Source organism: Brenneria alni (assembly GCF_003666245.1).
In the GTDB taxonomy this organism is placed as follows: Bacteria; Pseudomonadota; Gammaproteobacteria; order Enterobacterales; family Enterobacteriaceae; genus Brenneria; species Brenneria alni.
This window is the reverse complement of the sequence record NZ_MJLZ01000001.1, coordinates 172,435-196,874: the sequence shown is the minus strand read 5'-3', so window position 1 is coordinate 196,874 and position 24,440 is coordinate 172,435. Positions and strand designations below refer to the sequence as shown.

The 24,440-nt window shown below is 49.9% G+C and carries 22 protein-coding genes; 12 read left to right on the top strand and 10 right to left on the bottom strand.

Features of this window, described 5'->3' with window-relative positions; genetic code table 11:
* Positions 1–4: 4 nt before the first annotated feature.
* From rsmE to metK, 4 genes are all read right to left on the bottom strand, one after another.
* Complete coding sequence (gene rsmE / locus BIY29_RS00840) at positions 5–739, bottom strand: 16S rRNA (uracil(1498)-N(3))-methyltransferase (protein ID WP_121572868.1); 735 nt, start codon at positions 737–739, stop codon at positions 5–7.
* Between the two features lie 121 nt (positions 740–860).
* Positions 861–1,559, bottom strand: a complete 699-nt coding sequence (gene endA / locus BIY29_RS00835) for a deoxyribonuclease I (RefSeq protein WP_121572866.1) — start codon at positions 1,557–1,559, stop codon at positions 861–863.
* Between the two features lie 98 nt (positions 1,560–1,657).
* The gene (locus BIY29_RS00830; protein WP_121572864.1) at positions 1,658–2,170 is read right to left on the bottom strand and encodes a SprT family zinc-dependent metalloprotease; all 513 of its coding nucleotides are present in this window, start codon (positions 2,168–2,170) and stop codon (positions 1,658–1,660) included.
* 118 nt (positions 2,171–2,288) lie between these two features.
* The gene (metK, locus tag BIY29_RS00825) at positions 2,289–3,440 is read right to left on the bottom strand and encodes a methionine adenosyltransferase (protein WP_121572986.1); all 1,152 of its coding nucleotides are present in this window, start codon (positions 3,438–3,440) and stop codon (positions 2,289–2,291) included.
* Between the two features lie 591 nt (positions 3,441–4,031).
* On the opposite strand from metK, the gene BIY29_RS20140 reads away from it, so the two are divergent.
* Together BIY29_RS20140 and speA are read left to right on the top strand one after the other, a co-directional pair.
* Positions 4,032–4,202, top strand: a complete 171-nt coding sequence (locus tag BIY29_RS20140; RefSeq protein WP_170158867.1) for a hypothetical protein — start codon at positions 4,032–4,034, stop codon at positions 4,200–4,202.
* Positions 4,195–6,174, top strand: a complete 1,980-nt coding sequence (gene speA / locus BIY29_RS00815; protein ID WP_121572860.1) for a biosynthetic arginine decarboxylase — start codon at positions 4,195–4,197, stop codon at positions 6,172–6,174. The genes BIY29_RS20140 and speA overlap by 8 nt, the downstream gene beginning before the upstream one ends.
* A 57-nt stretch (positions 6,175–6,231) precedes the next feature.
* Here speA and BIY29_RS00810 read toward each other — a convergent pair whose 3' ends face one another.
* Both BIY29_RS00810 and loiP read right to left on the bottom strand, forming a co-directional pair.
* A complete protein-coding gene (locus BIY29_RS00810) occupies positions 6,232–6,777 on the bottom strand; it encodes a helix-turn-helix transcriptional regulator (protein WP_121572858.1) in 546 nt (181 codons plus the stop codon).
* A gap of 604 nt (positions 6,778–7,381) precedes the next feature.
* A complete protein-coding gene (gene loiP / locus BIY29_RS00800; protein ID WP_121572854.1) occupies positions 7,382–8,134 on the bottom strand; it encodes a metalloprotease LoiP in 753 nt (250 codons plus the stop codon).
* A 356-nt stretch (positions 8,135–8,490) separates the two neighbouring features.
* Here loiP and tkt point away from each other — a divergent pair, with 356 nt between their 5' ends.
* Complete coding sequence (tkt, locus tag BIY29_RS00790) at positions 8,491–10,485, top strand: transketolase (RefSeq protein ID WP_121572850.1); 1,995 nt, start codon at positions 8,491–8,493, stop codon at positions 10,483–10,485.
* Positions 10,486–10,544: 59 nt separating this feature from the next.
* Here the strand turns inward: tkt and BIY29_RS20135 are convergent, their stop codons facing one another.
* Complete coding sequence (locus tag BIY29_RS20135) at positions 10,545–10,685, bottom strand: hypothetical protein (RefSeq protein WP_170158866.1); 141 nt, start codon at positions 10,683–10,685, stop codon at positions 10,545–10,547.
* A gap of 291 nt (positions 10,686–10,976) precedes the next feature.
* Here BIY29_RS20135 and epd point away from each other — a divergent pair, with 291 nt between their 5' ends.
* From epd to BIY29_RS00755, 7 genes are all read left to right on the top strand, one after another.
* Positions 10,977–11,993, top strand: coding sequence for an erythrose-4-phosphate dehydrogenase (epd, locus tag BIY29_RS00785; RefSeq protein WP_121572847.1), 1,017 nt, complete (start codon positions 10,977–10,979; stop codon positions 11,991–11,993).
* A gap of 72 nt (positions 11,994–12,065) precedes the next feature.
* Complete coding sequence (gene pgk / locus BIY29_RS00780; protein ID WP_121572845.1) at positions 12,066–13,229, top strand: phosphoglycerate kinase; 1,164 nt, start codon at positions 12,066–12,068, stop codon at positions 13,227–13,229.
* A gap of 122 nt (positions 13,230–13,351) precedes the next feature.
* Positions 13,352–14,428: a class II fructose-bisphosphate aldolase gene (fbaA, locus tag BIY29_RS00775; protein ID WP_121572843.1), complete on the top strand. Its 1,077-nt coding sequence runs from the start codon at positions 13,352–13,354 to the stop codon at positions 14,426–14,428.
* Between the two features lie 131 nt (positions 14,429–14,559).
* Positions 14,560–15,414: a small-conductance mechanosensitive channel MscS gene (gene mscS, locus BIY29_RS00770; RefSeq protein ID WP_121572841.1), complete on the top strand. Its 855-nt coding sequence runs from the start codon at positions 14,560–14,562 to the stop codon at positions 15,412–15,414.
* A 180-nt stretch (positions 15,415–15,594) separates the two neighbouring features.
* The gene (locus tag BIY29_RS00765; RefSeq protein WP_147437130.1) at positions 15,595–16,248 is read left to right on the top strand and encodes a hypothetical protein; all 654 of its coding nucleotides are present in this window, start codon (positions 15,595–15,597) and stop codon (positions 16,246–16,248) included.
* Between the two features lie 116 nt (positions 16,249–16,364).
* A complete protein-coding gene (gene argO, locus BIY29_RS00760) occupies positions 16,365–16,979 on the top strand; it encodes an arginine exporter ArgO (RefSeq protein WP_121572837.1) in 615 nt (204 codons plus the stop codon).
* Positions 16,980–17,144: 165 nt separating this feature from the next.
* Positions 17,145–17,870 carry an oxidative stress defense protein gene (locus BIY29_RS00755; protein ID WP_121572835.1) on the top strand — a complete coding sequence of 242 codons (726 nt, stop codon included), beginning with the start codon at positions 17,145–17,147 and terminating at the stop codon, positions 17,868–17,870.
* A gap of 11 nt (positions 17,871–17,881) precedes the next feature.
* Here BIY29_RS00755 and BIY29_RS00750 read toward each other — a convergent pair whose 3' ends face one another.
* Positions 17,882–18,775, bottom strand: coding sequence for a LysR family transcriptional regulator ArgP (locus tag BIY29_RS00750; protein ID WP_121572833.1), 894 nt, complete (start codon positions 18,773–18,775; stop codon positions 17,882–17,884).
* A gap of 221 nt (positions 18,776–18,996) precedes the next feature.
* Here BIY29_RS00750 and rpiA point away from each other — a divergent pair, with 221 nt between their 5' ends.
* Together rpiA and serA are read left to right on the top strand one after the other, a co-directional pair.
* Positions 18,997–19,653 (top strand): ribose-5-phosphate isomerase RpiA, encoded by a 657-nt coding sequence (rpiA, locus tag BIY29_RS00745; RefSeq protein ID WP_121572831.1) that lies wholly within the window; start codon positions 18,997–18,999, stop codon positions 19,651–19,653.
* Between the two features lie 297 nt (positions 19,654–19,950).
* Complete coding sequence (serA, locus tag BIY29_RS00740) at positions 19,951–21,183, top strand: phosphoglycerate dehydrogenase (RefSeq protein WP_121572830.1); 1,233 nt, start codon at positions 19,951–19,953, stop codon at positions 21,181–21,183.
* Between the two features lie 42 nt (positions 21,184–21,225).
* Here serA and BIY29_RS00735 read toward each other — a convergent pair whose 3' ends face one another.
* Together BIY29_RS00735 and ettA are read right to left on the bottom strand one after the other, a co-directional pair.
* The gene (locus BIY29_RS00735; protein WP_121572828.1) at positions 21,226–22,227 is read right to left on the bottom strand and encodes a zinc-binding alcohol dehydrogenase family protein; all 1,002 of its coding nucleotides are present in this window, start codon (positions 22,225–22,227) and stop codon (positions 21,226–21,228) included.
* Between the two features lie 147 nt (positions 22,228–22,374).
* Positions 22,375–24,042, bottom strand: a complete 1,668-nt coding sequence (gene ettA / locus BIY29_RS00730; protein ID WP_121572826.1) for an energy-dependent translational throttle protein EttA — start codon at positions 24,040–24,042, stop codon at positions 22,375–22,377.
* Positions 24,043–24,440 lie beyond the last annotated feature (398 nt).

Here is a 24,440-nt window from a genome sequence, read left to right as displayed (position 1 = left end):
TCCTTTACCCCAGATCGCCGAAACGTACCTGTAAGGCGGTAATTGCGGTGAGCGCTGTGGTTTCTGTGCGCAAGACACGTGGCCCCAGCAGGATGTCGGTAAATCCATGTTCTGAGGTCATCGAAATTTCATTGGAGGAAAGACCTCCCTCCGGGCCGATCAGTAGCCGAACCTGGCTTACCGGCAGCGGCAAGGTATTAATACTTTGCGTTGCCCGTGGATGCAGGTTGAGTTTTAACGCCGTATCCTGCTCGGCACACCACTCTTCCAGCGTTGTGGCGGGGCGCACTTCCGGCAGGCGGTTGCGACCGCATTGCTCACAAGCGGCAATAGCAATTTTCCGCCACTGGCAGACCTTTTTTTCCAGACGTTCAGCATCGAGCTTAATACCGCAGCGTTCAGAAAGCAGGGGAGTAATAATGTTAACGCCCAGTTCAATGGATTTCTGAATGGTGAATTCCATTTTTTCGCCACGAGACATCACTTGCCCCAGATGCAGGTGTAACGGCGACTCCTTGTTTTCCAACTTACCTTCTGTGACGCGGACGCGCACACTTTTTTTACCTGCCAGCACGATTTCAGCATCAAAGATGTGATTACTGCCGTCGAATAATTGTAGCGGCTGCCCACTGTTCATTCGCAGAACACGCCCAACGTGGCTGGCGGCATCTTCGCTCAGTTCAACTTCACCACCCTTGAGCGGCAGCGGTTCGGGATGAAAAATGCGGGGTATTCGCATACTGATGTTCTGACCTTAATCATGTATTAATCTGAATCGGACTGGTTGGTGTCCAATAGCGGTAAGCCTCCGCCTGACCAACGGTGGTTTTACGGGCGAATAGCTATAGTAGGTAGACAGGCTATTGCTGGCAAGCCTGTTGAACGTAAGGGTTGTGATTCCCTTGTTTCGCGGCAATGCGCTGGTCGCGGAGACACTCCCATTGCGTGACCGGGAATTGTTTATTCCAGACTTCAAACAGTTGGGTTTGCTGGCTGGACAAACGCAGCTGATAGCGATCCCGCATATAAAAATAGGTGCGGGCGATGACGCCTCGGGCGCGGGCTGGCGGTTCCGCCAGTCTGTTTTTAAAATCGATTTTCATATCGCACTGACCGTACCGCGCTGCTCCACCATTCCATTGACCATACATGAAATTACCGCGATCGCCGTTTACTTCGCCGATGGCGGGTTGCAGATTATGTAAATCGGTTTCCATTTCACGGTATACCGGGTCTCTGCTGCAATTTTTTCTTCCGCCATTTTGCCAGCACTGACGTTGATGACCAAACTGCCAGGCGGGAACGACATGTTCCCATTCAATGCGGTGGGCGCGCAGCTCGTTTTTTCTTACCTGATAACCACAGGAGGCGAGATCCGGAATACCTTTTTTCCCTTGCCATTTGATTTCACAACCGCAGTAAAATGAACCCGGTGCGCCCTGATTGACCTTTACCGCCGCCGCCTTTGCCTGAGTGAAATTATTAATGTTTTGACCAAAGGCAGTGGCGGAAATCAGACTAAGCCCAATAGCGACGATGACGAGTGTTTTGCGTAGCATATTCCAAAATAATCCACAGGCAATAAAGCAGGCAGACTACCGGATGTGACTTCGGCAGGCAAATGCAAAAAATAGTTTTTTATACTGATAATTTTCTTTTAAATAGAATTTGTTACGATGAAACGTAATGTTATGCCGCAATGTCGACAGCGATATTCTGTTTCGCCACGCTGTACACGATTGTGACGTCGCACCGTCAACTCATGCCGCTGGCAGTCGCATCGGTAGGGAAAGGTTTTACCCTGGACTGATTTTATGGCAAAGCGATGAGTCCGTCTGGCGGGAGTCTGTAACACATGTTCCATCATCCAGCGCCATTCTTTGCCGTGCGGCGCGACTTTTCCAAAGCGGGCAAATACCAGCAGATGCGCCAACTCATGTGGCACCACTTCATCAACAAAGGTCTGCTTATTTTCCTGTAACAACACTGGGTTCAGGCGGATCTCCCAGTGTTGCAGCCAGGCGCTGCCTGCGGTGGAACCGCGTTGCTGGTAGTTAACGGCAGGTTCAGGGTAATGCGTGTTCAGGGCAAGATTAGCCAACTGTAGTTTGTCACGCAGGCAACACATCACAGCCTGGTGGTGTGCGATGGGAATTCTTGGAATGTTCATGCGAGGCAGCATAAAACGGGTGACGCAGTAGTGCAAGAGGTTGACAAAGGGCCAATGCGCGGATAAACAAAAAAACGGCGAACTATTGTTCGCCGTTCAGACTGTTCAGAAAACGTTATTACAAGCCTGCAGCTTCACGCAACTGTGCGGCTTTATCGGTTTTTTCCCACGGGAAGTGTTCACGACCAAAGTGACCGTAAGCGGCGGTTTCCTGATAGATCGGATGCAGAAGATCCAGCATCTGGATTAAACCGTATGGACGCAGATCGAAGAATTCACGTACCAGCAGAGTAAGCTGCTCAGTTGAAATTTTCTCTGTGCCGAAGTTTTCTATCATGATGGACGTCGGTTCAGCTACGCCGATAGCGTAAGACACCTGAATTTCACAACGATCGGCCAGACCGGCGGCAACAATGTTTTTAGCTACATAGCGTGCGGCATAAGCGGCGGAGCGGTCCACTTTTGATGGATCCTTACCCGAGAAAGCTCCCCCACCGTGCCGGGCAGCGCCACCGTAGGTATCCACAATAATTTTACGGCCGGTCAGACCGCAGTCACCCATTGGGCCGCCGATGACGAAACGCCCGGTCGGGTTGATGAAGAATTTTGTGCTGGCAGTGAGCCATTCAGCCGGAAGAACGGGTTTGATGATCTCTTCCATTACTGCTTCATGCAGATCTTTCTGTGCAATATCTTCGGAATGCTGAGTTGATAGAACAACCGCGTCGATACCGGCAATTTTACCGTCGTCATACAAGAACGTGACCTGGCTTTTTGCATCCGGGCGCAGCCACGGCAGCGTACCATTTTTACGCACTTCAGACTGACGTTGAACCAGACGATGGGCGTAGGTGATCGGTGCAGGCATCAGCACATCCGTCTCGTTGGTCGCGTAACCAAACATCAGGCCCTGATCGCCCGCGCCTTGTTCCAGCGGATTGCTGCGATCGACGCCTTGATTAATATCAGGAGACTGTTTGCCAATGGCGCTCAGTACCGCGCAGGAATGGGCGTCAAACCCCATTTCGGAATTAACGTAGCCAATATCGCGTATGGTGCGGCGCGTAATTTCTTCAATATCTACCCAGGCGCTGGTCGTGATTTCACCACCGACTAACACCATGCCGGTTTTTACGTAAGTTTCGCAAGCGACACGAGCCCTGGGATCTTGCTCCAGAATGGCGTCAAGGACTGCATCAGAAATCTGGTCAGCAATTTTGTCAGGATGTCCTTCAGAGACGGACTCGGACGTAAAAAGGTGTTTAGCCATGAGTTTCTTTACCTTCAAATCAAAGCCGTTAAGCAGTGTATCAGTTAATCGGTATAGATGGATTAACATCTGGATGGCTATTCTAGGTCACATTTTAGCCCCATTGCCAGCAGTTTTTAGTTTTAACTGCCCATATCGTTTTTAATCATCGGCGATTTTTTATTCTGTAATAGGCGGCTGGGATATTTTCATTTTGCTTTTCCAGTGTCATATCTGTATAAACGGCGAGCGGTTTGTTACCCGTTATACCCTGCATCTTGCAATCTAGAGGGTATATGTCGTCGTGGACTGTTTCATTGATAGCTGACCGCATACCTTGCGGCGCGCGTGGAGGTGATAGGATTAATGATCCGTTGTTTACTGAGTGTGTTGCGTTCGCAACGCTTTTCTTTTGACGCTATAGCGTCAGCCGCTCAACCCTTCTTTTTGTTTGCCCGAAGTTGCCTGTCTTTGAATTCGACACAGGACTCCAGGGCTGGTTAACCCCTGACTCTATTCCCTGGGCCAGACGCGTAGACGCTCCTCTGGCAATAATTTTCCTGTGATTTTCACAACGAGTTTTCACTGACCCGTACCACGGAGTCTGACAACGTGTTTTACACTAATAAGAGTAATAAAACGGCGGCATACTGTATTCAGCCGGGTGTTTTACTGACGATGTTTTCACTGTCGGCGCTGAATGTTACAGATAGGTTTATGCAGGCTGTTTATTCAGGTATTGATGCGATCAGCAGTATAAAAGAAGAGGTTCGTTATGTCTGACGGCATGATTCATCACGGCTCGTCAGCGACGGGTAAACATGAAAATTTGCGCTCTATGCAAGAGGTTGCCATGAATGACCGCAATGCCAGCGAAATGCTTCGTACTTATAATATTGCCTGGTGGGGTAATAATTACTACGACGTCAATGAGTTAGGGCATATCAGTGTCTGCCCGGATCCCGATGTGCCGGAAGCCCGCGTCGATCTGGCCATGCTGGTTAAGGATTTGCAGGAAGAAAACCATCAACGTTTGCCGGCACTGTTTTGCTTTCCGCAAATCCTCCAGCATCGTCTGCGCTCCATTAATGCGGCGTTTAAACAGGCACGCGAATCGTTTGGCTACCAAGGTGGTTACTTTCTGGTTTATCCCATCAAAGTTAACCAGCATCGCCGCGTCATTGAATCGCTGGTGACTTCCGGTGAGCCAATGGGGCTGGAGGCGGGTTCAAAGGCGGAGTTAATGGCGGTGTTGGGCCATGCCGGTATGACGCGTACTGTGATCGTATGTAACGGTTATAAAGACCGTGAGTACATCCGCCTGGCGTTGATCGGTGAAAAACTGGGGCACAAAGTTTATCTGGTCATTGAAAAAATGTCCGAAATTAAGCTGGTGCTGGAAGAGGCCGAGCGCCTGAACGTGGTGCCTCGTCTTGGTGTTCGTGCGCGCCTGGCCTCTCAGGGATCGGGCAAATGGCAGTCCAGCGGCGGCGAAAAATCCAAATTCGGTCTGGCGGCGGTTCAGGTGCTGCAATTGGTTGAAATGCTGCGTGCAGCCGGACGGCTGGATAGTCTACAGCTTCTGCATTTCCATCTCGGTTCCCAGTTGGCGAATATTCGTGATATTGCCACGGGAGTACGTGAGTCCGCTCGTTTCTACGTTGAATTGCACAAACTGGGTGTCAATATTCAGTGTTTCGACGTAGGGGGTGGCCTTGGGGTGGATTATGAAGGAACCCGTTCTCAGTCGGACTGCTCGGTGAACTATGGCCTGAATGAATATGCCAATAATGTGATTTGGGGGATTGGTGATGCCTGTAATGAATATGGCCTACCGCACCCAACGGTTATCACGGAGTCAGGTCGTGCGGTGACGGCACATCACACCGTACTGGTTTCCAATATCATCGGGGTAGAACGTAATGAATTCAGCGAACCTTCTGCGCCTGAAGAAGATGCCCCGCGTGCGTTAGAAAGCCTGTGGTCAACCTGGCAGGAAATTAAGCAGCCTGGCAAACGTCGTTCACTGCGTGAATGGTTGCATGATAGCCAGATGGATTTGCATGATGTGCATACCCAATATACGCACGGTATGCTGGACTTAACCCAGCGAGCGCAGGCAGAGCAACTGTATCTGAGTATCTGCCGGGAAATCCAGATGCAGTTGGATCCCAGTAATCGTGCCCATCGGCCGATTATTGATGAGCTACAGGAGCGCATGGCCGACAAGCTGTACGTGAATTTTTCGCTTTTCCAGTCTATGCCGGATGCGTGGGGAATCGATCAGTTGTTCCCGGTCATGCCGCTGGAAGGGCTGGATAAACCACCTGAGCGCCGTGCTGTATTGTTGGATATTACCTGTGATTCGGATGGCACCATCGATCATTATGTTGATGGTGATGGTATCGCAGCCACGATGCCAATGCCGCCGTATGATCCTGATAACCCGCCTTTATTGGGGTTTTTCATGGTCGGCGCTTACCAGGAAATTCTGGGGAATATGCATAACCTGTTTGGTGATACGGCGACGGTTGACGTGTTCGTTTTTCAGGATGGCTCCGTTGAGATTGAAGAATCTGACGAAGGGAATACCGTCGCGGATATGCTGGAATATGTTCAGCTCGATCCTGAAGTGTTGATGGCTCGTTTCCGCGATCAGGTAAAAGCCACCGAACTGGATGTGGAACTTCAGGCGCAGTTTCTGGAAGAGTTTGAAACCGGTCTTTATGGTTATACTTATTTAGAAGACGAATAACGTTTATCAGCAGGGGATGGGTGGTTATACGCATCCCCTTGTTTGATATTTTTCACCTCACGCCAACGACCCCACCTCACCGATATCTTTTGTTGATTCAGACGAACAAGGCGGCTTTCCGGCAATGCTCTCTCTGAAGAGAATTTTTGCAATGATCAGTAGCGAGTTCTTATCCTGAACACCATATTTATTCAGTAATCTTGATTTACTGTTCAATACTGATTTTTTATTTAGCCCAATGATTTCTGAGATTGATTCTGCGGTATAGCCCAAAATCCAATAATGAAAAACGGCATACTCTGATTTGGATAATCTGACTGGATTGAATAAATGCCGAGTATGGGGCGGTATGACGTCCAGCAATTTATAAAAAGCATCTATCGGTGATGATTTAGAAATAAGAATCGTTTTTTCATCGATACACACTGGAGGATGATAGGGTGAGTTATTGATGATAATGAATGATGCGGCCATCTCGTAAAAAGACGTCCTTACCGACTCATAATATTCTTCAAACCCTTCGCTGCTGCCATCAATGATAAAAATACACTTTTTTCTTCCTTGCGGCAGCGTAAACCTATTAGCAGGTTTTACAGATAGCATAGGCGTGCTGGATAAGACTTCTCGTAAGCCTACGATTGTAAAATGACATTTGCTGAAAATTCTGACGTCCATGATTTTTAACACATAAAAGTTTATTTAAAAAAAGAACATAAACCAATAATGATTGTTAATGTTGCCCGTGTTGTTCAATCGTTAAAAAATGTTAATTTAAGGTGTTTTTTAAATCTCTATAAAATGGATATCTTGGAAAAGCGTCGGAATGGCAAAACATTTAATCTGTATCGTTATGATTATATTAGTAAATTTTTTATCATGTGTTTCATAGTATGATTGATTTGTAAAATCATTGCTATCTTTAAATAGATCGATACAACCTATTAAAAGCATCATCTTACAGAGATTAATTATCATTTAAACCTATCGTTTTTATTTTTTGATTGGCTTAACCTATCAAAAAACATGTAGACCACCCTATTATTGTGGTGCTGCATTAAGTTGATAAGCGTATTTACATGATGCATTACCTGATATTAGTTCAGTAGCGAGAAACCAGCGACAGGCTTTCATTAAGGCGCCCGAAGATATCAGACGCCGGATGGATGAATTGCTTTCAGCGGCTAATGGTAATTAAACCCGGAAAATATTACTTTTCAGAAGCAATACGTTCACGAATATGTTTAGCTCGTTCTTCTGATGATGGATGGGAATCAAACATGCTGCTTTGACGCCCGGCATCCAGCTTGGCCAATTTCTCAAAGCTGGTTGCCAGCCCTTCAGGCTTGATTCCACGTTTCTTCAAGAGATCAAACGAATAATCATCGGCCTGCTTCTCTTGTACCTGCGAAAATTGTGCATTGACCAGTTTTTCACCCAGATCGGCAAGTTGAGATTGCGATAAAGTGGCCGCGACACCGCCAGCGGAAGCGATAGCGGTACGTGTTGCTGTCGCTGCGTAAGCAATCTGCATTGCTTTACGAGTGTGTCCGAGTGAAACGTGACCCATTTCATGGCCCAGAACCCCCTCGATCTCATTATCTGTCATGATATCCATCAGGCCGCTGTAAACCCGGATACAGCCATTAGCCATCGCCCAGGCGTTCACATCTTCTGTCAGATAGACTTTATAGTTGGCTGGCGTGCCGTCGATGTTGTGGCCTAACGCATCGGCAATTTTATCCAGCCGCTTGGTGTATTCGCTGCTGGCGGGCGCAACTTTCCCTTCTTTATCCATTTGCTCACAGGATTGTGTGCTGAGAGTTTTCACCTGTTCGTCACTCAGGGTGGCAGCCTGAAAAGCCTGGGCGCCGGACTGCATCAATGTGCTGGTGTCAAGGTTTTGGCAACCACTTAATAATGTGGTGATACACAGTGCCAGCAAAGAAGTGCGGATTGTCATAATATCATCTTCCTACGATAGTGATGCAGTATATTGGGTTGTATATATTAAAGAAAAAGCGAACGGAATGATAACTGAAAAGCATCATTCATAGGAGGGAATTGTGATTTATGTCCAGCGTTAACCATAAGATAAAGCATAATAAATGGCAGTGTGGTCAACGGTTGGATCGCCAGAAAAATAGTGGCCGATTTGTTAGTCATCAAATCCTTTTTTTTGCATACAGTTCCATGTGCATTCACCTTGATTTTGATGTACATTTGTAATCATATTTTCTTTGCCTTTCTTATATAACACATTGATTAATATATCGTATGTCTGACAAGACATCTGTTCAATCCGATCTGGAGTAAAGCATGTCCTCTCGTAAAGAACTTGCCAATGCTATCCGTGCGCTGAGTATGGATGGTGTACAAAAAGCGAAATCCGGTCATCCGGGCGCCCCGATGGGCATGGCGGATATCGCCGAAGTCCTGTGGCGCGATTACCTTAACCATAACCCTGTTAACCCACACTGGGCTAACCGCGACCGCTTTGTGCTGTCCAACGGTCATGCCTCAATGCTGATTTACAGCCTGCTGCACCTGACTGGCTATGATCTGTCCATAGAAGAGTTGAAAAACTTCCGTCAGTTGCATTCCAAAACCCCCGGCCACCCGGAATACGGTTACACCGCTGGCGTGGAAACCACTACGGGGCCGCTGGGCCAGGGCATTGCCAACGCAGTCGGCTTGGCGATTGCCGAGCGCACGCTGGCTGCACAGTTTAACCGCCCCGGCCATGAGATTGTTGACCATCATACCTATACTTTCCTGGGTGATGGCTGCATGATGGAAGGGATTTCCCACGAGGTCTGCTCGCTGGCGGGCACCATGAAACTTGGTAAGTTGACCGCGTTTTATGATGACAACGGCATCTCTATTGACGGCCACGTTGAGGGCTGGTTTACCGATGATACGGCCGCTCGTTTTGAAGCCTATGGCTGGCATGTGATACGCGGTGTGGACGGTCACGATGCGGAGGCCATCAAGCGCGCCATCAGCGAAGCCCGGCTGGTTACCGACAAACCGTCACTGCTGATGTGCAAAACGGTAATCGGTTTCGGTTCACCGAACAAGGCCGGTACTCACGACTCACACGGTGCGCCGCTGGGCGACAGCGAAGTCGCGGCGTCCCGCGAGCAACTGGGTTGGAAATACCCTCCGTTTGAAATTCCACCAGAGATTTACGCCGAGTGGGATGCGAAAGCCGCCGGCCAGCGTAAAGAAGCCGCCTGGGATGCGTCATTTGCTGCTTATGCCAGCGCTTACCCGGATCTGGCCGCGGAATTTAAGCGCCGTACTGACGGTACTTTGCCGGATAATTGGCAGGCTGACGCCCAGAAATTCATTGAGCAGTTGCAAGCTAATCCGGCAAAAATTGCCAGCCGTAAGGCTTCGCAGAATACGCTGGAAGCCTACGGTAAACTCCTGCCTGAGTTTTTGGGCGGTTCCGCCGACCTGGCTCCAAGCAACCTGACCATCTGGTCTGGCTCCAAATCGCTGGATAAAGATCATGCCGGCAACTATATCCACTACGGTGTGCGCGAGTTCGGTATGACGGCGATTGCTAACGGCATTGCGTTGCACGGTGGTTTCGTGCCCTATACCGCTACGTTCCTGATGTTTGTGGAATATGCACGTAATGCCGTGCGTATGGCGGCGCTGATGAAAATCCGCAGCATTTACGTTTATACCCATGACTCCATTGGTCTGGGTGAAGACGGCCCGACTCACCAGCCGGTTGAACAGTTAGCCAGTCTGCGTGTGACGCCCAATATGAGTACCTGGCGTCCGGCAGATCAGGTGGAAACGGCAGTGGCGTGGAAATATGCCATTGAGCGGCAGGATGGTCCAACGGCGCTGATCCTGTCGCGTCAGAATCTGGCTCAACAAGAGCGTACCGCGCAGCAATTGGCTGATGTGGCGAAAGGCGCGTATGTGCTGAAAGACAGCGCTGGTCAGCCGGATGTGATCCTGATTGCCACCGGTTCTGAAGTAGAACTGGCGGTGGGGGCATACGACAAGCTGACGGCGGAAGGGCACAAGGTTCGCGTGGTATCGATGCCGTCCACCGACGCATTCGACAAGCAGGATGCAGCCTACCGTGAAGCGGTGCTGCCGAAAGCGGTATCGGCACGTGTGGCGATTGAAGCGAGTATCGCGGACTACTGGTACAAGTATGTCGGTCTGAACGGTGACATCGTCGGTATGCACAGCTTCGGTGAATCCGCCCCGGCAGAGCTGCTGTTTGAGGAATTCGGCTTCACGGTCGATAACGTGGTGGCAAAGGCCAAGGCGTTGTTAAAGTAAGTTCCGAGCCCGTGCGATTTTCTGCACAAGTGAAATAGTCATCAAGGCCGCCTGGGTTATCAGGCGGCATTTTTATGCCGGGCGTCCTGCCCGGCCCCCTTCGGGCCGCCGCAAGCGGCGTTTAAAATCACTCCCGATGATTTTTTATGCCGGGCGTCCTGCCCGGCCCCCTTCGGGCCGTTGCTGCGCAACGTCGGCATTTTATGACATACGTCACTCTTCTGGCGCTTGTCGAGTGAGAATATTTCTTTTACCGCTTAATTCGTTTATGCTAGCTGAAGCGTTTCAGTTGTGATGTCGGCTGCATTTCTTTAACTGTTGCCAAATCGTCTTTTCGGATGGAAAGCAAGGGCGTATCAGAAGCCGTTTATTCCTTACAGTGTACTGGCTTTGCCCAAAGTAATTGACGTTGCGGCCAATAACGCTGCACCTTCAAACAAGAAGAATATATCCTATGAGAATGACATGTTAATCATTACACAGGGAATTGCATGACAATCCGTATTGCGATAAACGGTTTTGGCCGCATAGGCCGCAGTATCTTACGTGCATTGTATGAATCGGGCCGCCGGGCTGAGATCGCGGTGGTGGCAATTAATGAGCTGGCTAGTGCAGAAGGGATCGCTCACCTGCTTAAGTATGATTCCAGCCATGGTCGTTTCTCCTGGGATGTTCGTCAGGAAGGCGATCAACTGTACGTTGGAGATGATTGCATCCGGTTGTTGCATCAGGCCGATATCCAACAGTTGCCGTGGCGTGAACTCAGCGTTGACGTGGTGCTGGATTGCAGTGGGGTATACGGCAGCCGTGAAGATGGCGAAGCGCATCTTACTGCGGGTGCGAAGAAAGTGCTTTTTTCGCATCCGGGAACGGCTGATTTGGATGCCACCGTCGTATTTGGCGTTAACCATCAATGTTTAAAAACCGAGCACCGCATCGTATCGAACGCTTCCTGCACAACCAATTGCATTATTCCAATCATTAAGCTGCTGGATGACGCGTTTAGTATTGAAAATGGAACGGTGACGACGATCCACTCGTCGATGAATGATCAACCGGTGATTGATGCCTACCATCATGATCTGCGACGCACTCGTGCCGCCAGTCAGTCTATCATTCCGGTGGACACCAAGCTGGCAGTAGGAATAACCCGGATTTTCCCGCAGTTTCTTGATCGTTTTGAGGCGATATCCGTTCGGGTTCCGACCATTAATGTCACGGCAATTGACTTAAGTGTGAGTGTGAAAAAAGCAGTAAATGTGAATGAAATTAACGCGCTTTTGCAAAAATCAGCGCATGAAGCATTTCGTGGTATAGTTGACTACACCGAATTGCCGTTAGTTTCGGCTGATTTTAACCATGATCCGCACAGTGCTATTGTTGATGGTACGCAGACGCGGGTTAGCGGGCAGCATCTGATCAAAACATTGGTCTGGTGCGATAACGAATGGGGTTTCGCCAACCGAATGTTGGATACCACACGGGCGATGGCGGCCTGCGGTTTCTAGTACGACGGTATTGGTCAGTGGCCAATGTCTCGCTCAAGCAACTTTATAAGAGAATCAACAAGAGGATTCACCATGTCTGTAATTAAGATGACCGATCTGGATCTGGCTGGCAAACGTGTACTGATCCGTGCGGATCTGAATGTGCCGGTAAAAGAAGGTAAAGTGACGTCTGATGCGCGTATCCGCGCTTCTCTGCCGACTATCGAGATTGCCCTGAAACAGGGGGCTCGCGTGATGGTGACTTCCCATCTGGGGCGTCCGACCGAAGGAGAATACAACGAAGAGTTTTCTCTGCTGCCGGTTGTTAATTACCTGAAAGATAAATTGTCTGCTCCGGTACGTCTGGCAAAAGATTATCTGGATGGCATAGACGTTGCCGAAGGTGAGTTGGTTGTTCTGGAAAACGTACGCTTCAACAAAGGCGAGAAGAAAGACGACGAAGTTCTGTCCAAAAAATATGCTGCGTTGTGTGATGTGTTTGTTATGGATGCATTCGGCACCGCGCACCGCGCTCAGGCATCGACACACGGTGTGGGTAAATTTGCACCTATCGCTTGTGCGGGCCCTCTGCTGTCCGGTGAATTGGAAGCGTTAGGTAAAGCGTTGGGCAACCCGGCTCGTCCGATGGTGGCCATTGTTGGCGGTTCAAAAGTTTCAACCAAGCTGACAGTGCTTGACTCTCTGTCCAAAATTGCAGACCAACTGATTGTTGGCGGTGGCATCGCGAATACCTTTGTTGCAGCGCAAGGCCATAATGTGGGTAAATCGCTGTACGAGGCGGATCTGATCCCTGAAGCGAAGAAACTGCTGGAAACCTGCGATATCCCCGTTCCGACTGATGTTCGCGTGGCGACGGAATTCTCTGAAACTGCTGCGGCAACCCTGAAATCTGTCACTGCGATTAAAGACGATGAGCAGATTCTGGATCTGGGCGATGTTTCCGCCGAACGTCTGGCGGAAATTCTGAAAAGCGCCAAGACTATTCTGTGGAATGGCCCTGTTGGCGTATTTGAATTCCCGAATTTCCGTAAAGGTACGGAGATTGTTGCCAGAGCCATTGCAGAAAGTGAGGCATTCTCCATCGCTGGCGGTGGCGACACATTGGCAGCGATAGACCTGTTTGGTATTGCCGACAAAATTTCCTATATTTCTACTGGCGGGGGCGCTTTCCTGGAGTTCGTTGAAGGGAAAAAACTGCCTGCGGTCGTTATGCTGGAAGAGCGCGGCAAACAGTAATGATTCAAGCAGAGCGCATCGTCTCTGCTTTGTGGTTGTCCCGGCGGTTTGTGTCAGGACAACCCCTAACTGAATGATTGATTTTTTAACCCCCCCACGGCCAACGAAACAGGACACGTAATATGTCTAAAATTTTTGATTTCGTAAAACCTGGTGTCATCACTGGTGATGACGTTCAGAAAGTTTTCGCAGTAGCAAAAGAAAACAAATTCGCCCTGCCAGCAGTAAACTGTGTCGGTACCGACTCAATTAATGCCGTGCTGGAAGCCGCAGCCAAAGTACGTGCGCCGGTGATTGTTCAATTCTCTAACGGCGGTGCTGCATTTATCGCGGGTAAAGGTTTGAAAGCAGAAGGTCAGCAAGCGGCTATTCTGGGTGCGATTTCTGGTGCGCATCATGTTCATCAGATGGCGGAATATTACGGTGTACCGGTTATTCTGCATACTGACCACTGCGCCAAAAAATTGCTGCCCTGGCTGGACGGGCTGCTGGATGCAGGTGAAAAACATTTTGCCGCGACGGGTAAACCGCTGTTCTCTTCCCACATGATCGATTTGTCGGAAGAGTCACTGGAAGAAAACATTGAAATCTGTAGCAAATACCTGACTCGCATGGCGAAACTGGATATGACGCTGGAGATCGAACTTGGCTGTACCGGTGGTGAAGAAGATGGCGTGGACAATAGCCATCTGGATAACTCCGCGCTGTACACTCAGCCAGAAGACGTGGCTTATGCCTACGAAAAACTGAATGCCATCAGCCCGCGAATCACCATTGCTGCTTCTTTCGGCAACGTTCACGGTGTTTACAAGCCGGGTAACGTACAGCTGACACCCAAAATCCTGCGTAACTCTCAGGATTACGTCTCTGAAAAATACAATCTGCCGCACAACAGCCTGGATTTTGTGTTCCACGGCGGTTCCGGTTCTTCCGCGGCGGAAATTGAAGAGGCAGTGGGTTACGGCGTGGTTAAGATGAACATTGATACCGACACCCAATGGGCTACCTGGGAAGGAATTCTGCACTACTACCAGAAAAACGAAGGGTATCTGCAAGGCCAGTTGGGCAACCCGGAAGGCGCCGATAAGCCGAACAAGAAATACTACGATCCGCGTGCATGGTTGCGTGCCGCACAAAACACTATGGTCGCACGTTTAGAGCAAGCCTTTAAAGAACTGAACGCGGTAGACGTTCTTTAACTAAGATTCTTAAAGGTTTATCGCTAAGGCTCCTGCGGGGGCCTTAATTTTATACAGATTTCGCCGCAGATTGCGGTTTTTGGTGTGAAAGTGATGCTCTCTCACAGAGCGCAAGAAACAGGAGTCATTAAATGGAAGAACTGAATGTTGGTGTAGAAAAGGCGACAGGCTGGCTGGTTACCCATCAGGATATATTATTACAGTATGCGGTTAACATCGTTGCCGCGTTGGTTATCCTCACTGTTGGTCTGATTGTGGCCCGCGTGTTGTCAGGGGCGCTGAATAAAGTGATGGTGAGACGTTCTATCGACTCAACGGTAGCGGATTTCCTCGCGGCACTGGTGCGCTATGGCATTATTGCGTTTACGCTGATTGCGGTACTGAGCCGGGTTGGCGTACAAACAGCATCGGTTATCGCCGTGTTGGGTGCTGCGGGTCTGGCCGTCGGTCTGGCATTGCAGGGCTCATTGTCCAACCTTGCCGCTGGCGTATTGCTGGTGATGTTCCGTCCTTTTCGCACCGGCGAGTGGGTGGATCTGGGCGGTGTGGCCGGATCGGTGACACAGGTTCAGATTTTCTCCACCACGCTGCGCACGGCTGACGGTAAAATCATCGTAGTGCCGAATGGCAAGATCATTGCTGGCAATATCATCAATAGCTCACGTGAGCCTGATCGCCGTACCGAAATTGTTGTCGGCGTGGCATACGATGCGGATATCGATGTGGTTAAAAAGCTGCTGGGTGATATTGTGGCGGCGGATAAACGTATTCAGCATGAAAAGGGCGTGACCATTCGTCTGAATGAGATGGCTGCGTCATCCCTGAATTTTGTGGTGTGGGTCTGGACAACTAACGGCGATGCCCAGGCGGTTTACTGGGATCTGCTGGAAAGCTTTAAACGGGTGCTGGACGAAAATCGTATCGGTATTCCTTACCCGCAGATGGATATTCATCTACATCATGTTGATCCGCAGGTAAAAAACTGATTTATCATCTTATTCATCCGGGGAACATATTCCCGGATAATGTATTGCGCTAAAATATCCGCTCTATGCGTAAAAAAGGGAATCTTTTAGGGCAAGTGACCGCCTGAAAGGTGAAAAATGTTCTCTGGTTATGTTATACATTACCCCTCCCATTATCTCCGTTTGCCTGATATCTACAAAATGAAGCTAGATCACAAGCTGTATCTGCACACAGTTGCTATTTTTCTTTTTGCACTCTTTTTGCCTTACATCGGACACAATATTCTTACTTCCAGTCAGGAAATAGTGGAGTTCATCGAACTGTTCCAGTCTCTTTGGCTGTTATTCGGCGCGTTATTTACCTGGTTTTATATCAAGACGCTACAGGACGACAGAGATAAGCAAATTTTCTGGTTATGGAGCGTCATTTGGTGGCTATTACTCTTTGGCCGTGGAATCAATTGGGGACGGAACTATCTGCCGGATGTGCCGAAGTCCTATTTTCGCTTGGTATCTGTTGTATTGATAGGGATTACTGTGCTGATGCTTATCCTCCCTGCTGTCAGGCGTGAAATTATCCGTCGTTTTCGAACAGAAGCCTTTCCAGTTTGGGATGGAGTATTGATGGTGGTCTATTTTCTGATTTCCGACACCATAGAACATCATCGTCTGTTATCGTTTCTGTTTGTGTATGATGTGCGATATAGGAATTTGATGGAAGAGCTATACGAACTGCCGTTTATGTTCTCACTGTTTTTCATTGTGTTCTATCTACAGCAAAAAGAGCGGCAGGTTTCTGCGCTATATTATTCCCGCTCATCATGCAAGCATTCCTACCCACAACGCCGGATCTGAATACTCCGCTTTTTTATTAGATTTTCTAATATAGAATTAGAATTTTAAATTTCTGTTAATGACGGATTGTCTTTAAACTGCCGCTATCTCAACAATGGGACTTTCAGGGGGCGGTGATGTTGGCGGTTTATCTACAGGGGTTTATTCTAGGCGCGGCAATGATACTGCCCTTAGGCCCCCAGAACGCATTTGTGATGAATCAGGGGATTCGCCGACAGTACCACCTGATGATTGCGCTGCTGTGTTCGCTCAGTGATGTGGCGCTGATTTGTGCGGGGATCTTTGGCGGCAGCGCAGTACTCAGCCAATCTCCATTACTTATGGGGCTGGTCACCTGGAGTGGCGTTGCTTTTCTGCTGTGGTACGGCTGGGGCGCTTTTAAGACGGCATTCAGTAAGGATTTGGCTCTGATGGGGGCCGAGGTGATGCAGCAGAGCCGCTGGCGCATTATTGTTACCATGTTGGCCGTCACCTGGCTCAATCCGCATGTTTATCTGGATACGTTTGTCGTGTTGGGCAGTCTGGGCAGTCAGTTTGCCGATCGGGCCCGTGGATGGTTTGCGCTAGGTACGATCACGGCATCATTCCTGTGGTTTTTTTCTCTGGCGCTGCTGGCCGCCTGGCTGGCGCCGTGGCTGAATACGCCACGCGCACAGCGTGTTATTAATCTGTTTGTCGGCGTGGTGATGTGGGCGATTGCCTTACAACTGGCACAGCATGGCTGGCAATAAATTACGCAGGTTTACACCCGGTTTCAGAAATTCACCTATATTTTGTTGTGTCAGCAATACGTTATGTTACCCGGCATATCGAATTTACCGCCAGTGCGGGGAACAGGACGGTGGTAAGCCGTTCTGGTTTCCGTCTCAGCGACAAAACATCAATTAGGAGACATTGTGAAGCTAAAAGTATTGGTATTAGCCGTTATGGTCGGTTTAAGTACCTTACCGATGAGCGGACAGGCGGCGGAATTACCGAATGGCCCGCATATCGTGACGTCGGGCACCGCCAGTGTCGATGCCACGCCTGATATAGCGCGTTTAGCGATTGAGGTCAGTGTGTCATCTAAAGATGCCGCAGATGCGAAAAAGCAGGTTGATGCACGGGTGGCCCAGTATTTTGATTTTCTGGGCAAAAATGGGATTGAGAAAAAAGACATCAATGCGGCTAACTTACGTACTCAGCCGGAATATGATTATCTGAAAACCGGTGGCTCAGTGCTGAAAGGGTATCGTGCAGTACGCCAGGTCGAAGTGACGCTCCGTCAGTTGGATAAGTTGAACGAACTGCTTGATGGCGCGCTGAAGTCAGGTCTGAATGAGATTCGTACCGTCGATCTGGGAGTGGCCAATCCAGAGACTTACCGTGATGAAGCCCGTAAAAAGGCCATTGAACAGGCAACCAGTCAGGCGCAATCGCTGGCGCAGGGATTTAATGCCACGCTCGGGCAGATCTACAGTATTCGTTACCATGTAGCCAACTATCAGCCAATGCCGGTGGCCCGGATGTTTAAAACGGCGGATGTGGCAGTACAAAGTGAAGCTGCGCAAACTTATGAGCAGCAAACCATTCACTTTGACGATCAGGTGGACGTGGTGTTTGAACTTCAGCGCAATCCCTGAGTAAGCGGCGTTTAAGATTGCCGCAGTACCTGATGTCCGTGCGTCAGCAGGGCATCAGTGACTTTCCTCATCATCCTGCTTTCCGGGGCGAAGCGATGCCAGTAGAGCATCCGGCGCTGCAACAGCCCTGGCGTCAGATCAATCAGCTCGTTATCGGCCAACTCTTTTTCGATTTGCAGATGTGGGATCATGCAACAGGTCGTGCCTTGTCGGGCTAACTGCACGAATGCTTCTGAAGAGTTCACAATATGGCACGGCACGCTGCCGGGGGATAAATCGAAGTTTTGCTGTAAAAATGCCTGATGCATATCATCGAGATGATCGAAAGCAACCGCAGGTGCACGTAACAGCGCAGACCGCGTCACGCCGTTGGGAAAATAGCGGGCAGCGAAGGCGGGAGAGGCAACAAACAGATAGTCCAGCGCGCCCAGTTTATCCACCAGACAGCTTGGCAACGGCTGGGGTTGAATACTCACCGCACCCACCACTTCACCGCGGCGTAATCTTTCTTGTGTGCGTGTTTCGTCTTCCACCTGTAAATTCAGACGAATAGGCGAATCCGCCAGCACCGGTTGCAAGGCGGGCAGCAGCCAGGTCGCCAGACTGTCGGCGTTGACTGCCAGCGACAGCAGCAGTGGGATGTCGCTGCTGGTTTCATCACCCAGCCACTCTTCTTCCAGCAGTTCAACCTGATGCAGCAGCGCCAGTAATTTCTGCCCTTGTTCTGTGGGGCGGGGAGGGATCGTCCTGACTAATAACGGCTGACCGAACAGGTTTTCGAGTTGCTTAATACGTTGAGAGACGGCTGATTGAGTAATACATAATTTCTGGGCGGCGCGCTCAAAACCCCGCTCACGGATGACGGCATCCAGAGCCTGAAGCGTTCGATAGTCCGGGCGTTTCATGAAAGTAAAAATTCCTCTGAACGAAGTCTATTTTTTCACTATGCCACATTTTGCTGTTTTACCATGCAGAAATCTTATTTCCTGATTTATTGTTTATGAAATTAGTTTGCTGCCTATGAAATAATGCGTGGCTTACGGGGGAATTCACGCCATTTTCCGGCAGGTATATTCTATAATACGCGCACGTTTTCGTACTTTCGTATCTACAGGCCTGACAGACTATGACACAAGATGAACTGAAAAAAGCAGTTGGCTGGGCGGCACTTGATTATGTTCGCCCTGATACCATTGTTGGGGTAGGGACAGGTTCGACAGCCGCACATTTTATTGATGCGCTGGGTTCGATCAAACATCAGATTAAAGGTGCGGTATCCAGTTCCGATGCCTCAACGGCAAAACTCAAAAGTCTGGGGATTGCGGTTTTTGACTGTAATGAGGTGGATTCCCTGGATGTGTATGTCGACGGCGCGGATGAGATAAACGGACACATGCAAATGATAAAAGGCGGCGGCGCGGCGCTGACGCGTGAGAAAATCATTGCCGCCATTGCCCGTCAGTTTATCTGTATTGTTGATGCGTCAAAACAGGTTGATGTGTTGGGTAAATTTCCTCTGCCGGTAGAGGTGATCCCCATGGCCAGAGCTTATGTTGCCCGTGAGCTGGCAAAAATGGGAGGACAACCGGAATATCGTCAGGGTGTGATAACAGATAACGGGAATGTTATTCTGGATGTCCACAATCTGAATATTATGGATGCGATAGCCGTTGAAAATCATATTAACAGTATCGCTGGTGTGGTGACCGTCGGGTTGTTTGCCAACCGTGGTGCTGATGTGGCGCTGATCGGTACGTCCGAAGGAGTGAAAACGGTTAAGTAGACTCACCGTTGCTCTGAGCGCGGCTTGGTTGCCGCGCCTGGGAATTTTTTGTATAAAAAAGTGTTGGCTGTTAACGGCGCATTTTTGGTACTTAATATCACTTTTTCTTATTTTATTTATCGCCGATATGGCGATGCATCTGTTTAGCAATATTTTTCGCCAAAAATTTTGAGAGCACCTCTAACGTGTCATTCAAGCCAGGCAATCGTTTGTATTGCCGACGGCGTAATTTTTGTTATGTTGGCAGAGGCGGTTTAGCAAACTGTCGCATCTGAAGTCTGAAAATAAGGTCGGGAAATGGCAAAGGTATCATTAGAAAAAGATAAGATTAAATTTCTGTTGGTTGAAGGGGTGCATCAGAGCGCATTGGAAAATCTGCGTGCCGCCGGTTACACCAATATTGAATATCACAAAGGCGCACTGGACCCGGAAGCGCTGAAAGCATCCATCAGGGATGCGCATTTCGTTGGTATTCGTTCGCGTACACATCTGACAGAAGACGTTTTTGCCGCCGCGGAAAAACTGATTGCGGTCGGCTGTTTTTGTATCGGTACGAATCAGGTTGAGTTGCCGTCGGCGACTAAACGCGGTATTCCGGTATTCAACGCACCTTTTTCCAATACTCGTTCCGTAGCAGAAATGGTGCTTGGTGAAATGTTGTTACTGCTGCGCGGTATTCCTGCTGCGAATGCGAAAGCACACCGTGGTATCTGGCACAAACTGGCTGTCGGTTCTTTTGAGGCGCGCGGTAAGAAGCTGGGTATTATTGGTTATGGTCATATTGGTATACAACTGGGCATTCTGGCGGAAGGTCTGGGTATGCACGTTTACTTCTATGATATCGAAAGTAAGCTGCCATTGGGGAATGCCCAACAGGTTCGCCATCTTTCCGATCTGTTGAACATGAGCGATGTGGTCAGCCTGCATGTGCCTGAGACAGAAAGCACCCAGAATATGATGGGGGTTGAAGAACTGGCGCTGATGAAGCCGGGTTCTATTCTGATCAACGCTTCACGCGGAACGGTGGTGGATATTCCTGCGCTGTCTGATGCGTTGGCCAGCAAACATATTGTGGGCGCCGCGATTGACGTTTTTCCACAGGAACCGGCATCCAACAGCGATCCATTTCTGTCGCCGTTATGTGAGTTTGATAACGTTCTGCTGACGCCGCATATCGGTGGTTCAACACAGGAAGCTCAGGAAAACATCGGTGATGAAGTTGCTGGGAAACTGGCTAAATACTCAGACAATGGTTCTACGCTGTCTGCGGTTAACTTCCCGGAAGTTTCACTGCCCGTTCATGGTGAACGCGCCAGCCGTCTGTTGCATATTCATGAAAATCGCCCTGGCGTGTTGACGCAGATTAACCACATTTTTGCTGAACAAGGCATCAATATCGCGGCGCAGTATTTGCAAACCACCGCTGAGATTGGCTACGTGGTTATTGATGTTGAAACCGACGGCGCACACACCGCGCTACAACTGATGAAATCCATTCCCGGCACTATCCGTGCCCGCCTGTTGTACTGATCTACGGTTAACCAGCCCTGCTCAGGGGCTGGTATCGTCTTGTCAAAAAGCGATGACCACCTTGCCGCGCATGTGTCCTTCCAGCACTTGATGATGAGCTTGCTGTAGCGTCTCGACACTCAATCCTTGTAAGGTTTCACTTGCCGTTCCCTGTAATTTCCCTGCATCGACCAACTGGGCGACTTCATGCAGAATGTCTCCCTGCTGACTGATATCGGAGGTGGTGAACATGCTGCGGGTAAACATAAACTCCCAATGCAGAGCTGCGCTTTTGAGTTTCAGGGCATTTTGATCGAGCGGGTGCTGGTTTTCCACAATAGTACAAATGTGTCCCAGAGGGGCAATCAGTTCACTGATGGCCGCCCAATGACCATCGGTATCATTCAGGCAGAAAATGTAATCCACCTGTTTGATGTCTTCTTTTTCCAGCGCGTCGACCAGATTACGATAATCGACCACCAGATGCGCCCCGCGCTGGCGGCACCATTCCGCAGAATCAGGCCGTGATGCCGTGGCAATGATTTTTACCTGACTGCGCAAGGCGGCAAGTGAAATTGCCAGCGAACCTACACCACCGGCTCCACCGATGATCAGCAGTGTTTTATCGTCATCCGCTTGCTGTATTTTCAGATGTTCAAATAAACCTTCCCAGGCGGTAAGGGCAGTGAGTGGTAACGCTGCTGCCGCGGGCCAGTCTAATGATGTTGGTTTATGTGCCACGATACGTGCATCGATCAACTGATGCGTACTGTTGCTGCCGGGGCGGGTAATATCACCGGCATACCATACTTCATCACCCACTCTGAAATTGTTGACGGAGCTGCCTGCTTTCAGTACTACGCCGCTGGCGTCCCAGCCGAGGATGCGGGGCTGATGTAAACCATTTTTTAGCAGGCCGGCATGTACCTTGGTATCCACCGGATTAACCGATACGGCTTTCACCCCGACAAGAAGATCGTATGCGCCCGGCTCAGGTATATCTGGGGTGATGGCAATAAAGTTCGCAGGGTGTTGGGGGTCAACAGCTATCGCATGAACGCTCATGGTGTGTTCCTCTGTTTGTTTAGTGCTATGTGCCTTTCTCCTACTACAGTGTAGAACGGCGTTATATTGAGGGAATAAGATTGCCGGATTTAGTGTCTGCCGGGGAAGAGGGCGCGGAAACGGCCCGCAAGCGCGGGCCATATGGCATTACTTGGACATCTTTTTGTATTTGATACGGTGTGGTTCGAGGGCTTCAGCACCGAGAGTGCGTTTTTTGTACTCTTCATACTCGGTGAAGTTACCTTCAAAGAACGCCACTTTACCTTCATCCTGATAATCCAGAATGTGGGTGGCGATACGATCCAGGAACCAGCGGTCGTGCGAGATAACCATGGCGCAGCCGGGGAACTCCAACAGGGCGTTTTCCAGTGCGCGCAGGGTTTCGATATCCAGGTCGTTGGTTGGTTCGTCAAGCAGCAGAACGTTGCCGCCAACCTGTAACAGTTTAGCCAGATGCAGACGACCGCGCTCCCCGCCGGACAACTCGCCCACGCGTTTGCCCTGATCGACGCCTTTGAAGTTGAAACGGCCCACATAGGCGCGGCTTGGCATCTCGGTGTTGCCGACACGCATGATATCCTGCCCGCCGGAAACTTCTTCCCACACGGTTTTACTGTTGTCCATCGCGTCGCGGAACTGATCGACCGACGCCAGCTTCACCGTTTCACCCAACTCAATGCTGCCGCTATCCGGCTGTTCCTGACCTGACATCATACGGAACAGCGTCGATTTACCCGCGCCATTCGGGCCGATGATCCCGACAATCGCCCCTTTTGGTACGGCGAAGGACAATCCGTCGATTAACTGACGATCGCCGTAGGATTTGCTCAGGTTGGTGACTTCAACCACCTTATCGCCAAGACGTGGGCCTGGTGGAATGAACAGTTCGTTGGTTTCGTTACGTTTCTGGTATTCCGTGCTATTAAGTTCTTCAAAACGAGCCAGACGCGCCTTGCCTTTAGACTGGCGGCCTTTGGCTCCCTGACGAACCCACTCCAGCTCTTTCTCGATGGATTTACGGCGAGCCGCTTCGGAAGACGCTTCTTGTGCCAGGCGCTGATCTTTCTGCTCCAGCCAGGACGAGTAGTTACCTTCCCACGGTATTCCCTCGCCACGGTCCAGCTCCAGGATCCAACCTGCAACATTATCGAGGAAGTAACGGTCGTGGGTGATGGCAACCACGGTGCCCTCAAAGTCGTGCAGGAAACGTTCCAGCCAGGCGACGGATTCGGCATCCAGGTGGTTGGTTGGTTCGTCGAGCAACAGCATGTCCGGTTTTTCCAGCAGCAGACGGCACAACGCGACGCGGCGACGCTCACCACCGGACAGGTTGGCGATTTTGGCGCCCCACTCCGGCAAACGCAGGGCATCCGCCGCACGCTCCAACTGGTTGTTCAGATTATGGCCGTCGTGGGCCTGGATGATCTCTTCCAGTTTACCCTGCTCGGCGGCCAGCTTGTCGAAATCGGCATCCGGGTCAGCATACAGCGCATACACTTCATCAAGACGTTTCAGCGCCGTGACCACTTCGGCTACGGCTTCTTCGACCGATTCGCGCACGCTGTGCTCCGGGTTGAGCTTTGGCTCTTGCGGCAGATAGCCGATTTTAATACCGGGTTGCGGGCGCGCTTCCCCTTCAATGTCCTTATCAATGCCGGCCATAATGCGCAGCAGGGTAGATTTACCGGCTCCGTTCAGGCCCAGTACGCCAATCTTGGCGCCGGGGAAAAAGCTGAGGGAGATGTTTTTCAGAATATGACGTTTCGGCGGAACGACTTTGCCGACGCGATGCATGGTGTAAACATATTGAGCCACGTTGCGACTTCGCCTCTCTCTGTCTGTGTTGTTATTGATATGATTGTTTATGCGCCACACGCGTGGCGGGCACGTTGGGAACTGATTGCCGCAGAGGATAAACCACCTGCGGCAGATCGATCATTCTGATTCTGGAGTGTAGCTGGTTTCCTTGCCCGATCCCAGCTATCCGGCTATTTGCCGTTACCAGCATGTGGGCAGATACCGTTGTTGAGGAAAAGATGCGCTTGATTCGGCATTCGTCCCGATTGGCATGTCGCTGTCTTGTATCATGTGCCACACTTAATCGATGCATACAGGATCATAATGACGTACATGATGTTCGGCGCGAGTGGTCTGATGGTGTCGGTATTTTGAGTCGTATTGATAAAAAAATTAAAAACGGATGAGGTTAACGC